The 13,359-nt window shown below is 50.6% G+C and carries 14 protein-coding genes; all 14 read right to left on the bottom strand.

What is annotated here, in order from left to right:
• Window positions 1-11: 11 nt before the first annotated feature.
• The 14 genes from DFP95_RS05060 to DFP95_RS05000 all read right to left on the bottom strand — a co-directional run bounded on the left by DFP95_RS05060 (window position 12) and on the right by DFP95_RS05000 (window position 13,103).
• Window positions 12-869 (bottom strand): zinc ribbon domain-containing protein, encoded by an 858-nt coding sequence (locus DFP95_RS05060; RefSeq protein ID WP_115991500.1) that lies wholly within the window; start codon window positions 867-869, stop codon window positions 12-14.
• Between the two features lie 101 nt (window positions 870-970).
• Window positions 971-2,143, bottom strand: coding sequence for a PQQ-dependent sugar dehydrogenase (locus tag DFP95_RS05055; RefSeq protein WP_115991499.1), 1,173 nt, complete (start codon window positions 2,141-2,143; stop codon window positions 971-973).
• A gap of 80 nt (window positions 2,144-2,223) precedes the next feature.
• Window positions 2,224-2,376 (bottom strand): hypothetical protein, encoded by a 153-nt coding sequence (locus tag DFP95_RS28800; RefSeq protein WP_181907262.1) that lies wholly within the window; start codon window positions 2,374-2,376, stop codon window positions 2,224-2,226.
• Between the two features lie 17 nt (window positions 2,377-2,393).
• Window positions 2,394-2,726 (bottom strand): ferredoxin family protein, encoded by a 333-nt coding sequence (locus DFP95_RS05050; protein ID WP_425453242.1) that lies wholly within the window; start codon window positions 2,724-2,726, stop codon window positions 2,394-2,396.
• Window positions 2,708-4,003: an FAD-dependent oxidoreductase gene (locus DFP95_RS05045; protein ID WP_115991497.1), complete on the bottom strand. Its 1,296-nt coding sequence runs from the start codon at window positions 4,001-4,003 to the stop codon at window positions 2,708-2,710. The genes DFP95_RS05050 and DFP95_RS05045 overlap by 19 nt, the downstream gene beginning before the upstream one ends.
• The gene (locus tag DFP95_RS05040; protein ID WP_115991496.1) at window positions 3,987-5,021 is read right to left on the bottom strand and encodes an electron transfer flavoprotein subunit alpha/FixB family protein; all 1,035 of its coding nucleotides are present in this window, start codon (window positions 5,019-5,021) and stop codon (window positions 3,987-3,989) included. Before DFP95_RS05040 ends, DFP95_RS05045 begins: the two co-directional genes overlap by 17 nt.
• Window positions 5,018-5,860 (bottom strand): electron transfer flavoprotein subunit beta/FixA family protein, encoded by an 843-nt coding sequence (locus DFP95_RS05035; protein ID WP_115991495.1) that lies wholly within the window; start codon window positions 5,858-5,860, stop codon window positions 5,018-5,020. The genes DFP95_RS05040 and DFP95_RS05035 overlap by 4 nt, the downstream gene beginning before the upstream one ends.
• Before the next feature lie 201 nt (window positions 5,861-6,061).
• On the bottom strand, window positions 6,062-6,904 hold the full coding sequence (locus tag DFP95_RS05030; protein WP_115991494.1) for a MurR/RpiR family transcriptional regulator: 843 nt from the start codon (window positions 6,902-6,904) through the stop codon (window positions 6,062-6,064).
• Between the two features lie 50 nt (window positions 6,905-6,954).
• Window positions 6,955-7,869, bottom strand: a complete 915-nt coding sequence (locus DFP95_RS05025) for a BadF/BadG/BcrA/BcrD ATPase family protein (RefSeq protein WP_115991493.1) — start codon at window positions 7,867-7,869, stop codon at window positions 6,955-6,957.
• A 3-nt stretch (window positions 7,870-7,872) separates the two neighbouring features.
• A complete protein-coding gene (murQ, locus tag DFP95_RS05020) occupies window positions 7,873-8,796 on the bottom strand; it encodes an N-acetylmuramic acid 6-phosphate etherase (protein WP_115991492.1) in 924 nt (307 codons plus the stop codon).
• 35 nt (window positions 8,797-8,831) lie between these two features.
• Entirely contained in the window at window positions 8,832-9,656 is an 825-nt protein-coding gene (locus tag DFP95_RS05015) for a carbohydrate ABC transporter permease (RefSeq protein WP_115991491.1), read from the bottom strand.
• Window positions 9,653-10,576, bottom strand: coding sequence for a carbohydrate ABC transporter permease (locus DFP95_RS05010; protein WP_115991490.1), 924 nt, complete (start codon window positions 10,574-10,576; stop codon window positions 9,653-9,655). Before DFP95_RS05010 ends, DFP95_RS05015 begins: the two co-directional genes overlap by 4 nt.
• A gap of 139 nt (window positions 10,577-10,715) precedes the next feature.
• Entirely contained in the window at window positions 10,716-12,035 is a 1,320-nt protein-coding gene (locus tag DFP95_RS05005; protein WP_115991489.1) for an ABC transporter substrate-binding protein, read from the bottom strand.
• Window positions 12,036-12,071: 36 nt separating this feature from the next.
• Window positions 12,072-13,103, bottom strand: a complete 1,032-nt coding sequence (locus DFP95_RS05000) for a serine hydrolase domain-containing protein (RefSeq protein ID WP_181907261.1) — start codon at window positions 13,101-13,103, stop codon at window positions 12,072-12,074.
• Window positions 13,104-13,359 lie beyond the last annotated feature (256 nt).

The raw sequence follows: 13,359 nt of genomic DNA, 5'->3' as shown, positions 1-13,359 counted from the left end.
TGTCGTGTCTTCTAGAAAATAGAGTTTCTCATACCCCGGAAGAGGGATGAAGCGATATCGTCTCCCAATAGGGCAATCAGAATAATCGTTACGATAAAAGTAATAATGACGCCATGGAAAGCATCCAAACCGGTCTCGTGTCGTTCCTTGAAGCTATAGATAACGAAACAAACGGCAACGCACCAAGATAATAGCCCCATAACGATACCGAAGCTCGTTAAGGTAGAGCTGTCCAAGAGGGAAAAAAGCAAAGCGAACAGGAAGAAAGCGACGGACGGGACTAGTAAGGTTCCGAAGCGCGCGGTCACTTCCCGAAAGTTCGCACCCGTATTGCCCGGCTTTAGCACGAAGAAGATGACCGAATTCACGAGCAGCTGGATGATGACCAAGTAGAAAAACGGCCTTACGACGACGGTGCTAAAATGCACGGGGATAAGTTCTCCGAATATGCCGAGTCTACCGATTCCCGCCCGAAGCTGGAAATAGACGATCAAAGGTACGATCAGGGACAATAGGATGAATGTAATCAACCCGTTAAACATGTGGTCGCCCGTCGTATTCCTGCCCGTTCGAACAGGGCTTTTCAATGCATCTACGAAAAATGATACATACTGCTTGCTCATTCGCTTCGCCTGCTCGAGCTGCGGGTTAGGCCGAGCTCGCGCTTCGCTCGGGCGGTAGGCTGCCGACCGTTGCGGAAGAGGCTGTTCGTTCTCGCTCTCATTCGATTTCGATAGATCATAAGGCTCTACGTACGGGCGAGAATCGTCATTCGCCGTCTCCGAAGTTGCCGATAAAAGGAGATTCGTTCCGCATTTCACGCAAAATTTCGCTGTTTGATTAAGCTGACCGCAATTTAGGCATAACACGCGTGTCTCATCCTCCGCATAATAGGTGTAATCTGGGAATCATTTTCCAATTAACATTAGTATTATAGTGGGAAATCGGACTTGCGTCTATGTGTAACCCTCTAAATTATTCTAAAGATTTGGCCTCCCTGCGTGCAAACATAGAGCTCGCCCTCCGCATCCCTGCCGAAAGAGGTAATGTTCTCTTCGGGCTGCAGCAACGTCCTGTTTTCTATCGTTCCGTCTTCGCGCTGACGCAACGCCCACAACGTTCCCATTCCGTAATCCGCGTAAACATACCAACCCGCAAGCTCAGGTAACGCCTTCCCCCGGTATACGTATCCCCCCGTAATGGATACGCCTTGATCTCGGCCGTACGTGAATATCGGCTGCTCCAGTCCCGATGAATCGCATCCCGAGGATGGCTTATAGCATTCCGTGCCCTCTTGAATGCGCCAGCCGTAGTTGCCCCCTTTCTCTATCAGATTAATCTCTTCGTAACGATTCTGCCCGACGTCCGCCGCCCAAAGCTTGCCGTCCTCCGGGTCGAAGCTGAACCTCCATGGGTTGCGCATGCCGTATGCGTATATTTCCGGTCTCCCCTTCTCGATGAAGGGGTTGTCCTCCGGAATCGAGTAGCCTTTCCCCTCCGTCTGACGGTCGACGTCTATTCTAAGTATTTTTCCTAGCAGGCTTTCGAGGTTTTGACTATTGTTACGAGGATCTCCTCCCCCGCCGCCGTCCCCGGTCGCGATATACAGGAAGCCGTCCGGCCCGAAAGCCAGCTGTCCTCCGTTATGGTTGGGAAACGGCTGTTCGAAGCTAAGCAGAACATGCTCGCTGCCGGGATCCAGACGTTCCGGGTCGTCGGATAACGTATCGTAACGCGCGATGATCGTATGGGTCTCGGTCGTATAATTCACGTAAGCCCGATCGGAATCATTAGGATGGAACGCAAGCCCGAGCAGCCCCTGTTCCCCTCCCTCGTCATAGACGCGATCGGTAATATCGAGAATGACTTCGGGCTCGTCCGAAGAGCGAGCCAGATTCTTGCTAATAATTCGTCCCGGTTGCTCGATGATGTATAATAAGTCTTCGTAGCCTGCCCGATGCTCCAGCCCTACGGGATTGTCGAAGCTTTCCGTTCCGAACGGATTCTCGAACGTAATTCCCTCAATTTCATCCGCCGTTTCCTTTGAGCCGCCGTCGGTAGCAGCCGGCTCATTCGAGCCCCAGCATGCCGTCAAGCCGAGAAGCAATAAGAGTCCCGCTAGAACCCCTCCGATTTTTCTCATCGTCCATCAGCCTCCTATACCCAAAATCATCTCATAATGCTTGAACGATCACAATAAAAAAGAAGCTTACCCGTCAACGTTCACGGGTAAGCCTCGAGTACGGTTAAACGTTCCGCGTATTCCCAACTGCTGAAGTGATCCTCCCATATGATATGGTACAGATTATCATGGATTTCCAAGATGATACCCTTAGTTCCGTCTTGCGCATATACGACATGATCGCCGATTTTCATCCCGCGCCACACCCCCGTTAACCGAGTCGAAAGACGATTCCGTGCCCGCCCTTCGGATACACCCACTTAATATTCTGGTGAGGGCACCCGATGCGGCAGCTTCCGCACTCATGACAGCCTTCGTAGCCGACATGCATGCGAATCTCTTCCCATTTGTACACTTCCGCCGGACAGAAAATCGTACAGATTTTGTCCGGGCAGCTGGTCATACAGACTTCGGTATCCATCACGTGCAGGTGAGATTGGGTATCGGCGTTGAATCGAAGCAGGTACTGCTTTTCCTCGATGCTGGTCGTCTTGGGACCATTCGACGAATCGCTCGGCTCGCTCATTACTTCATCACCCTCCATGCCCGGAACAGATCGCGGGCAATCTTGAATTTCTGCTTCGCGGGACCGATATCGCGCCATATTTTCTTCTGCTTCTCCCATTTCGAGGATCCGTCCACCGTCAGCATTTGACTTGCCGCGCGGTTCACCATCGGAATATATTTCTCGAAATATTGCGGGAACTTATCGAAGTGATGAGTGGAATCCTTATACTTCTTCATGTCTTGGCCGACGAAGCTTCCCATCAACCGTTTCCTGTAATCATCCAGCGACGCCTCCGAGAAATCTTCCCGCTCCCTCGCGGCAACGATCGTTTCGGCTGCGATTCTCCCCGATGTCATGGCCATGTTGGAGCCTTCGCGGTGAATGGCGTTGACCAGCTGCGCCGCGTCCCCGACGACCAATACCCCCGCTCCCGCAACCTTGGGTATGGAATTGTAGCCGCCTTCCGGAATGAGATGCGCGAGATATTCCTGCGGTTCCGCTCCCTGGATGTACGGGCGGATCATCGGATGCGTTTTCACGTATTCCATCAGCTCGTAAGGCTTTATCTTATGCTTGATCAGCCCCGAAAGTAACGTACCTACTCCGATGCTTAACGTATCTTTATTCGTGTACAGGAATCCGGTTCCGAGAATGCCTTTAGTCGCGTCCCCGAACAGCTCGATCGTACAACCTTGGCCTTCCTCGAGGTTAAATCGGTCTTCGATGATCTTCTTGTCTAGCTTCAATACTTCCATCGTCGCCAGGGCGACCTCGTCCGGCCGGAATTCCTTATGGAATCCTAGCGATTTGGCCAACAGAGAATTTACCCCGTCCGCCAGCACGACGACGTCCGCGCGGATTTCCCCGTCCGGCCGGTCCGTCCTCACTCCGACGACCTTGCCATTCTCCACGATGCATTCCAGCACGACCGTCTCGTTGATCAGCAAGGCGCCTTTCTCCACCGCTTTGGCCGCGAACCACTGATCGAACTTCGCCCGCAGCACCGTAAAATTGTTGAACGGTTCCTGCGCCCACTCCAAGCCTTTGTAAGAAAAGGTAACCGCCGACGTCTTATCCATCATCATGAATCTCTGTTCTACGATAGGCCGCTCCAATGGAGCTTCCTTGTGGAAATCCGGTATGATCTCCTCCATCATCTTGCGATAGAGCACACCGCCCATGACATTCTTGGAGCCGGGATATTCTCCCCGTTCTATGAGCAGCACGTTTACGCCCGCCTTGGCTAACTCGAATGCGCAGGCGATTCCGGCTGGGCCGGCACCAACGACGATGGCATCAAACTTTTCCGGCATCGACCTCTTCCTTTCTTCCAAGCGCGGTTTTGAATGCTTCGGTTAGCATAGGTACGATCGTTAGCGCATCCCCGACGATACCGTAGTGGGAGGACTGGAAGATCGGAGCACCGGGATCCTTGTTAATGGCGATAATGAGCCCCGAATTCTGCATGCCGACCAAGTGCTGAATGGCCCCCGATATCCCGATGGCAAAATAAATTTTGGGCGTCACCGTCGCTCCCGTCTGCCCGACCTGGTGATGATGCTCGATCCATCCCGCCTCGACCACGTCCCGGCTAGCTCCGACGGCAGCTCCGATCGCTTCCGCCAGCTGGTGGATGACTCGGAAGCCGGCCGGCCCTCCGAGTCCCTTGCCTCCCGCCACGATGACGTCGGCTTCGTCTATGCGAACGCGCTGGGTCGTCGTTCGAACGATCTCCAACACCTTGGTGCGAATATCGTCTTCCTTGATCGGAATGCTCTCCTCGATGATCTCCCCGGCGGCTCCTTTGTTGCGGGGTAGCGCTTTCATTACTTTAGGCCGAACGGTCGCCATCTGCGGTCGATATTTCTTGCATAGGATCGTCGCCATGATGTTGCCGCCGAACGCGGGTCTGCTAGCCAGCAGCAGTCCCGTATCCTCTTCCACGTCCAACTGGGTCGTATCCGCCGTCAGTCCCGTCGGAAGATCCGTCGCCACCGCGCTCGCCAAATCTTTTCCCGTCGTCGTTGCGCCATAGAGGAGAATTTCGGGCTTATGCTTCTCAACGCAGGCAAGCATAGCCTTCATAAACGTTTCCGTCCGATAGAATCGGTAGATCGGATCGTCGTATACGAATACCTTGTCGGCACCGTATTCCAGAGTTATTCGGGCGAGCTCATTCACGTTTTCCCCGATTATGACACCCGCCAGCTGCGACTTTCTTTTGTCCGCCAGAAGTCTCCCGGCTCCCAGCAATTCCAGGGATACCGGCGCGACGGCTCCGTCCTTCTCCTCGATGAACACCCATACTCCGCGATAATCCTCGAAGTTCATGAAGCGCCACCTCCCGCTCCGGCTTGCGCTTCGAATAGTTCTTTGCGCGTTAGAACGACGTCTAACAGCTGTCTGATTTGTTCATCGTAGGAGCCTTCGAGCAGCTTGCCGCCTTGCGGCTTCTGCGGAGCCCATACCGAGCTGACGATCGTCGGAGACCCCTTCAAGCCGAGCTGCGTTTTGTCGATCTCTCCCAGATCCGCCACGGACCAGATAATCGGCTGATAACGCGCGGCTCTTAACATGTTGGGAAGAGAGGAATACGGTACTTCGTTGATATCCTTCTCCACCGACAATAGGCATGGCAAAGTCGACCGGATGACCTCGTAACCGTCCTCCAGCTTCCGGTGAACGATGGCATAGCCTTCCTCCCGATTGATCTCGGCCACCTTGTTGACGGAGGTTAACGGCGGCATATCCAGCCTTCTTGCGATGCCGGGTCCTACCTGACCCGTGTCTCCGTCGATAGTCATCTTGCCGCAGACGATCAGATCGATGGGCCGAATATCGGCGATCTTCTGAAGAGCTTTCGTTAACGCATAGCTAGTCGCCAGAGTATCCGCTCCCGCGAACGCCCGATCCGTGATCATATACCCTTCGTCCGCGCCGATCTCGATGCATTTTTTAATCGCTTTGACCGCGGGAGGCGGCCCCATCGTAAGCACCGACACGACGCCCCCGTAACGAGACCGCAGCCGAACCGCTTCTTCCACCGCGTGCGAATCGTACGGATTCAGTATCGCCGGGGCGCTGGAGCGGTCCATCGTATTCGTCTTCGGATTCATCTTGATGATCTTCGTATCCGGCACCTGCTTAATACAGGCGACGATGTGCAGCATGCTCCTCACCCTTTCCATGCTTACCGGATCAACCGGTTCAACCGTTCACTCTTATCTATATTAGGCGAGTGCCGATAACATGACTGGGTTTGTCCAACCTTCGGGTAGCGAACCGCTATATCAAACCGCACCGGATGTCCAGCTTGGTAATTACAGAAAAAACCTTGAAAGGCATCAGCCTCGCAAGGTTTCCATACAGCTTTATTCTTTTTCATGAACCGCTTTCCGGCTTTTCTGCAAGTAGTCGATGGACTCTTCGTAATTCCGGCTGACTACGCCTAAGTAAAGAATATCGATCACGTTTAGCTGGGTAATCCTCGACGATAAAGCCCCGCTGCGGATTTCCTTCTCGGTTGACGTCATCTTGATCGGTATGTCGGCGTATGAACTCAACGTGTTGTCGCTCAACCGCGTGATACTGATCGTCGTGGAGCCGGATTTCCGGGCATGCTTCAGGCATTTGACGACGAAATCCGTCTCGCCTGAATACGAGATGCCGACGACGACGTCATCCTGCTTGAGCGTTGTCGCCGAAGAAATTTGAATATGCGGGTCGGCGAACGAAAAGCTTGTTTTATTGATTCTCATAAATTTATACTGAGCATCTATCGCGATAAGATTGGACGCGCCCATTCCGAAGAAAAATATTCGATTGGCATGAAGCAAGGCTTCAACTGCCTTTTCGATGAGGTTAACGTCGAGAATCTTTACGGTATCCTTAATCGATTGAATATAATTGGAAGAAATGCTGTTTATAATGCTTTGAATAGAATCATGAGGGCGGATCTCATTGTACTCGTAATTCGTATCCGTCCCGTGCAGATCGCCGGCTACCTTCAGTTTAAGCTCCTGAAAGCCGGAAACATCCATGGATTTGCATAGTCGAATGATCGCTGCGGTGCTACCCCCGCTCCATTCCGAAAGTTGCGCGACCGAGGCTTGAACGATTCGTTCCGGATGTTCCAATATATAAAGGGCAATCTTTCGCTCCGAAGGAGTCAGATGATCTACAATCGCCCGAAGCCGAACCAGACCGCCTTCCATTTCCATCCACCTCATGGCATTTAGTATAGACTGTCATTATATCAGTTGTTTCAGAGCGATAACAGCGCAATTTGCGCCGCTCCGAAAGCCGCATCGCGCTTCGGCGTAACGACTCGGATGAGAGGAAACTCATCCGTCACCCGCTTTGCGAATTCCCGATAGACGTAATCGATCCGGCCAAATACGCTGCCATTGCATACAAGCGCGATTTCTTTATTCTCGAATTCAAGGGCCTTAATGATCGTACGAGTCATTTGATAAAGCTCATTTATCGCATCCGTCAATATTCTTGCTGCCGTTTCGTCTCCGGCCATGTATGCTTCGTTCACGAGTTTAGCTAATGCGGCGATATCCTGCTTCCCCGCTTTTTGATACACGAACGGTATCAATTGTTCCACACGATCGAATTCGAGCTCCTTCAGGATGAGCTCAAGCAAAGAAGTAGGTGATTCCCGTCCGTCATGGCTACGAAAGGCAGCTTGGATGGCCCGCATTCCGATATCGTACCCGCTTCCCTCGTCGCCGATCAAGTGTCCCCATCCGCCGACTCTCGTCCGCTTGCCGGTCTTATCCAGGCCGAAGGCCAACGAGCCGGTCCCGGAAATGACCACGATTCCTTCCCTCTTGCCGCTTGCCGCGACGAGCACGGGCTCGGCATCGTTCGTGATCGTTATCGTTCCTGTCACTCCGCATCCTTGGATCATGCCGATTAGAGCTCGATGCTCTTCGGGTCGGTCGGCTCCCGCGCTGCCCAGGCAAATCGCAGCGCAATCCGCTATTGTCTCCCCCGAGGCCTCCATGGCTTGACCTAACAGATTCTTTAGCGCCTGTCCCACGGCCTCATTGCCTTGTGCGTACAGATTCGTAGGTCCTCCCTGAAGCTCAAGTATCAAGTTTCCATTCAGTTTCGCCATGTGTAGCAGACTTTTAGTTCCGCCTCCGTCGATGCCGATGACATACTTCATCTCTTACACCTGCTCTCTCAAGCTCGAACGCGCCGAAACGATCGCTTGGGCAACGAATCCCTTCGTTTCATCCAGCGCCTTTCGTGCCATCAAAACATCTGTCTCAGCTTCTATCATCACGATCGCGGTTTTTACATGATTGTTCGCAAGCGTCAATGCGCGTTCCGCTATTTCATAATCGGCACCCGTGGCCTCCATCACGATGTTACGGGCACGTTCCTTCAGTTTAATATTGCTGACGTTCAGGTCCATCATCAAGTTCTGATATACCTTTCCCAGCTTGATCATGCTTGTCGTCGTCAGCATATTCAGTACCATCTTTTGAGCTGTCGCCGCCTTAAGCCGAGTAGAGCCCGTCAGAACCTCCGGCCCGACTTCAACCTCGATCGCATGATCGGCATATAAGCTGACGATCGAATTTCGGTTGCAGGTAACTGAAATCGACGCAGCTCCCATTTGTTTGGCATACCTGAGCGCGCCTTTCACATAAGGAGTCCTGCCGCTTGCCGTCAATCCGACGACCACGTCAAGCGATGACAATTTCCTGCTCTGCAGATCGATTGAAGCCTGATCCTCGTCATCTTCCGCTCCCTCTACGGCTTTAATGAATGCGCCGGCACCGCCAGCCATAACGGCTTGCACGGTTTGATCGTCCACCCCGAACGTCGGCGGGCATTCGCTGGCATCCAACACTCCTAGCCGACCGCTCGTGCCCGCACCGATGTAAATCAATCTGCCACCTTGATCGATTGCTTTTACGATAACTTCAATAGCTTTGCCGATAATAGGCAATGCCAAATGGACCGATTCGGCTACTTTGCGATCCTCCAAGTTCATGATGCCGGCAATTTCATGTATGCTCAACTCGCTTAAGTCCCGAGTTCTTTCGTTGCGCTGCTCGGTCACGAGATGGTTTAAATCTTCCATTCAATTCCCTCCTGTTGTTCCTCTTAGTTGCCGGTCTATTTGACGGCGCCTGCTGTCATTCCATCCATAAATTGACGAGACGCAAACACGAACATCAAAACCATAGGAAGCGATGCCAACGTCAAGCCGGCGAAAAGCGTGCTCCAATCGGATTCGTACTCTCCGAAAAGGGACATCATTCCTACCTGTATCGTCTTCATAACTTCATCTTGGATAAAGATGAGAGGAAAGAAGAAGTCGTTCCACGCCGTAACGAAATTGATGATCATGACGGTTCCGATCGCCGGACGCATAAGCGGTATTACGATGCGAGACAAAATCTGCATATCGTTGCATCCGTCGATCCTTCCCGCTTCCTCCAATTCCTTAGGCAGCGTTTTGAAGAATCCCGCCATAATCATAATCCCGAGTGGAATACCGATTGCCGTATAAATCAAAATAAGAGACCACAGCGTATTCGATAATCCTAAGTTCTTCATAAGCAAGAATAGAGGTACGATCCCGAGTTTGATAGGGATCATCATGCCAAGGAGAAAAATAAATAATAACGCCGAGTTCCATTTATAATGCGTTCTCGAAATGTAATAAGCCGCAAACGCGCTTGAGATCAGTATCAACGCTACGCTTGCTCCGGATACGAGGACGCTGTTCCACAGATAATGGCCGAAGGGCATCTGGTCTAACAGCTTATCGTATGCAACGAACGATATCTTTTCCGGCAAAGCCAGAGGATGAGTAAAGATGGCGATGGTGGTCTTGAACGACGAGGCAATCATCAGAAACACGGGATACAAGCTTAATACGGCAAAAGCGTAACCGATCAAATGCTGTATCGTTCTATACGTCATGGATGGTCTCATGACCGGTTCACCTTCCTTGTAAGGGCCAAGAAGAATGCCGTTATGACTGCTATTAACGCAAACATGACCACGGCAAGCGCTGAACCGATTCCGATAGAAGCGGAACCGTCCGATGAGCCTCCGAATGCCGTTCTATAGAAGAATACGGCTAACGTATCCGTCGAGTAGTACGGTCCTCCCATTGAGCCCTGCATCGCGTAAACAAGTTCGAACGCTTCGAACGATTGAATAAAGGTAAGTACCGTAATCATAATCAACGGCTGCATAATCAAAGGAAGGATCATCGTTGCGATCATACGGAAACCCTTGACTCCGTCCAAACGCGCGGCTTCAATGATTTCACTCGGAATCGACTGTAATCCTGCCAGGAAAATAAGCAGCGACAGCCCGACTCCAAACCAACAGTTTACTAAAATGATTGATAGCAGTGCCGTATTCGGATCGCCTAACCAAGTCAAGGCAAGAGCGTCCAATCCTAATTTATCAAGCAGGACATTTAACGTCCCATATGTCGGATTCAATATAAGCTTCCACAGAAAACCAACTACGATAACGGAAAGTAACCTCGGGAGAAAATACGCGACTTTCAAAAATCCAGAACCCTTAATTCGCTGGTAAATGAAATACGCCAGCAAAAAAGCGAATCCGTTCTGTACGACCATTTGAACTACGAAGTATATGACATTATGCTCAAGCGCATTTTGAAACATAGTGTTAAAAGGTTCGACGGTCAATAATTTCTTGAAATTGGAAACGCCGACAAAGCTCAGTCGTTTAATTCCCTGCCAGTCGTATAGACTGTACGAAAAAGCTGCAATAATTGGATAAACGATGAAAAGCAAATAAATCGCGAGGGCCGGAATCGGGAATAGATGAATGGACCATTTTCTCTGGTTTAATCTTTTAGGCTGATTGTCCATGGTAGACCTTTCCCCCCGCTTGCTTGATTAGAAAATTTAATCCCGGAAGCCTTCTCAAATCTATGAATTTCTGCTCTCATAGTACGATCGACTTCCGGGGATTTGCCAAAATCCGAATTCTTAGTTCATTAGTCAACCATTAAGGCTTGAACCAAGTATCCGTAATGGATTGTACGGCTTGAGCGACTTCATCAGGCGTTTTCTTACCGAAGTACATCGCCTGCATTTCGTTTTCCAACGTTACTTTAGTCGTCGGGTTACCCCCGTTGAAATTAGTGACCATGACGTAAGGAGTCGAGATAGAGTCGGCGAATCCCGCGTATTTGGCTACGAGCGGATCCGATGCCACTACTCCCGGAATCGGACTTACGCGTTTCATTTCGTTGGCAAATAGATTGCCGAATTCTTTAGTCGTTGTGAATTCCAGAAACTTCTTCGCTTCCTCTTTATGCTTGGAATACGTATTTACGGCGTAGGAGCCGTCTACGTAAGTCGTCACGGTAGGACTGCCTCCCGCCGATTGAGAAGGTACCGGGAACACGTCTACGTTCATTTCCGGATTCATCGATTTTACGACGGAGAGATCGAAATCCCCCATTACGTACATCGCGGCTTGGCCGGTCACGAATAACGTTCTCATATCCTCGGAGCCGATTCCGGTATATTTGTCCGGGAAGAACTCTTGCAAATCTTTCATGGTTTGAAGAGATTTAACATAAGCAGGGTCGGTAAATTTCTTCTGCCCGCTTACGAGTCCTTGTGCGAACTCGGTGCCCCCGTATATGGATGGTCCGATAGCACCTTGCGTAAGGGATAGAATCCAGCTGTCTTTGGTTCCCATGGCGAATGGCGTCACGTCGTTTTCTTTTAACGTTTTGGAAATTTGAATGAGCTCGTCCCAAGTTTTCGGCTCCGCAAGGTTGTATTTCGCAAACAGGTCTTTGTTATACATAATGGCTACTATGTTGAGAGCCATCGGAACTCCATAGGTTTTTCCGTCTTTTCCCGTTGACGCGGCGAGCACATCCTTGGAGAATACGTCTAGCCCTTTCAGGTCATTGATCGGCTCGATATATCCGGCTTCTCCAAGCGCAATACCGGCTGCGTACGGACGAAGATGAATGATATCGGGACCGCTCGCGGTTTGCAATGCGGTACTCAATACCGCGTTGTACTCAGTGGATTTGGTTGGCGCGAATTCAATTTCGATATTCGGGTATTGTTTGTTGAATTCTTTGATAATTTTCTCGTAGACGGCTTTGTCATCCGTTCTCCAGCTGCCCATCGTCAGCTTAACTTTTTCCCCGGTGCTTGCATTAGATGATGATGGCGATGAAGACGATGAAGACGAAGGACTTTCCGAACTGCCGCTAACCTCTTTATTATTGTTGCCTCCGCATGCTGCGAGAACAGCGGACATAAGCAATAGAATGACTGCACTGCTGAATAAACGCTTCATATCCTTTACGCCTCCCTTGTTGTGTTTACAGGTAATTTAGACTTGCAATGCATCATGAAAGATTCTGTCATGTAAGATAGGTCTGAGTTGTCGAATCGGTTTTTCTCTGCCGAAATGTACCGCATTCGTCATGAATACGACGACGAGTTCGCGAACCGGATCGATCCATAAGCTACAGCCGGTGAAACCCGTATGTCCGAAAGTACCGTGCGACCATAGTCTCCCGCAAGCAAGCGTCTCTTCCTGCCCCTGCCATAGCTGCCATCCGAGTCCACGTTCTTCCGGTAAAGCTTGCAAACTTGCTTTCACCCATTCCGGTTTTAATAACGGATACTCCTCAGGATACAGCCAGCTCAGTGCATATCTGGACAGATCATCGGCAGTTGTGAACAATCCTGCGCTGCCGCATACCCCTCCAAGCCGAAATGCCTTCTCGTCATGAACCTCGCCGATAATGTAACGACTGCCGTCCCACTCCGTCGGCGCAATCCGGTCTTGCCAGGCCTTTGGCGGACGAAAGGTAGAATCAAGCATGCCAAGCGGGTCGAAAATATGCTGCTTTGCGAATTTGTCCAACGGTTGTCCCGAGACGCGGGAGATGATATTGCCGATCAGAATCATTCCGATATCGCTGTAGTTAGTTCTCGTTCCCGGATCGTACTCAAGCTCTTGCTCCAATATTTCTTGGAATACACCCCGTTCCGTATACCTTTCAAGACGATTTGCAAGATCGGCTGGCAAACCGCTTGAATGCATTAGGCATTGACGAAGCGTTACCTGTCCATGTCGAAACTCCGGAATGAATTTCTGCACGGAATCGCTCAAGTCGAGCTCGCCGGCTTGTGCCAATAACAGAATCGAAGGAAGCGTGACTACCACTTTAGTCAATGATGCTGAATCAAATACAGTGGAGAGCTCCATAGGCAGAAGCTTATCCGCATTCAAACGGCCATAAGCCCTCTGAAAACGGTTACGCTTATCCAATCGAATATCCAACACGCCGCCGGGAAAGTGCCCTTGATCAACCCACCCGTTAATCCGTTCACTCCATGAATCTAGTTGTCCCAATAACGACGAGTTCCCCACCTCTTTCCTTGATGCGATGCAAGTTGCTAACCGGTGTGCAACTCTTGAACCGATTATAAACTTAAATTTTATATATTTCAATAATAATATGAAATAAAGTTTCATAAATTAACTTTATGTGTTACGTAACATGACATGGTCATCACATATCTAATTCAAAAAAAGCTTTTCAATCTTGCATAATGTTAATGCGCTGGCTTAGCCTACGCAAAAAAAAACAGGCCCTCAAGGGGCCTGA

It is taken from the genome of Cohnella lupini (assembly GCF_003386205.1).
Lineage (GTDB): Bacteria > Bacillota > Bacilli > Paenibacillales > Paenibacillaceae > Cohnella > Cohnella lupini.
This window is presented reverse-complemented; position numbering and strand designations above follow the sequence as displayed.

What these genes read in the sequence shown, in the direction of transcription:
- DFP95_RS05055 (WP_115991499.1), bottom strand. Translation starts at nt 2,143, where the DNA reads ATGAGAAAAATCGGAGGGGTTCTAGCGGGACTCTTATTGCTTCTCGGC.
- DFP95_RS28800 (WP_181907262.1), bottom strand. Translation starts at nt 2,376, where the DNA reads ATGAAAATCGGCGATCATGTCGTATATGCGCAAGACGGAACTAAGGGT.
- DFP95_RS05050 (WP_425453242.1), bottom strand. Translation starts at nt 2,726, where the DNA reads ATGGAGGGTGATGAAGTAATGAGCGAGCCGAGCGATTCGTCGAATGGT.
- DFP95_RS05045 (WP_115991497.1), bottom strand. Translation starts at nt 4,003, where the DNA reads ATGCCGGAAAAGTTTGATGCCATCGTCGTTGGTGCCGGCCCAGCCGGA.
- DFP95_RS05040 (WP_115991496.1), bottom strand. Translation starts at nt 5,021, where the DNA reads ATGAACTTCGAGGATTATCGCGGAGTATGGGTGTTCATCGAGGAGAAG.
- DFP95_RS05035 (WP_115991495.1), bottom strand. Translation starts at nt 5,860, where the DNA reads ATGCTGCACATCGTCGCCTGTATTAAGCAGGTGCCGGATACGAAGATC.
- DFP95_RS05030 (WP_115991494.1), bottom strand. Translation starts at nt 6,904, where the DNA reads ATGGAAGGCGGTCTGGTTCGGCTTCGGGCGATTGTAGATCATCTGACT.
- DFP95_RS05025 (WP_115991493.1), bottom strand. Translation starts at nt 7,869, where the DNA reads ATGAAGTATGTCATCGGCATCGACGGAGGCGGAACTAAAAGTCTGCTA.
- murQ (WP_115991492.1), bottom strand. Translation starts at nt 8,796, where the DNA reads ATGGAAGATTTAAACCATCTCGTGACCGAGCAGCGCAACGAAAGAACT.
- DFP95_RS05015 (WP_115991491.1), bottom strand. Translation starts at nt 9,656, where the DNA reads ATGAGACCATCCATGACGTATAGAACGATACAGCATTTGATCGGTTAC.
- DFP95_RS05010 (WP_115991490.1), bottom strand. Translation starts at nt 10,576, where the DNA reads ATGGACAATCAGCCTAAAAGATTAAACCAGAGAAAATGGTCCATTCAT.
- DFP95_RS05005 (WP_115991489.1), bottom strand. Translation starts at nt 12,035, where the DNA reads ATGAAGCGTTTATTCAGCAGTGCAGTCATTCTATTGCTTATGTCCGCT.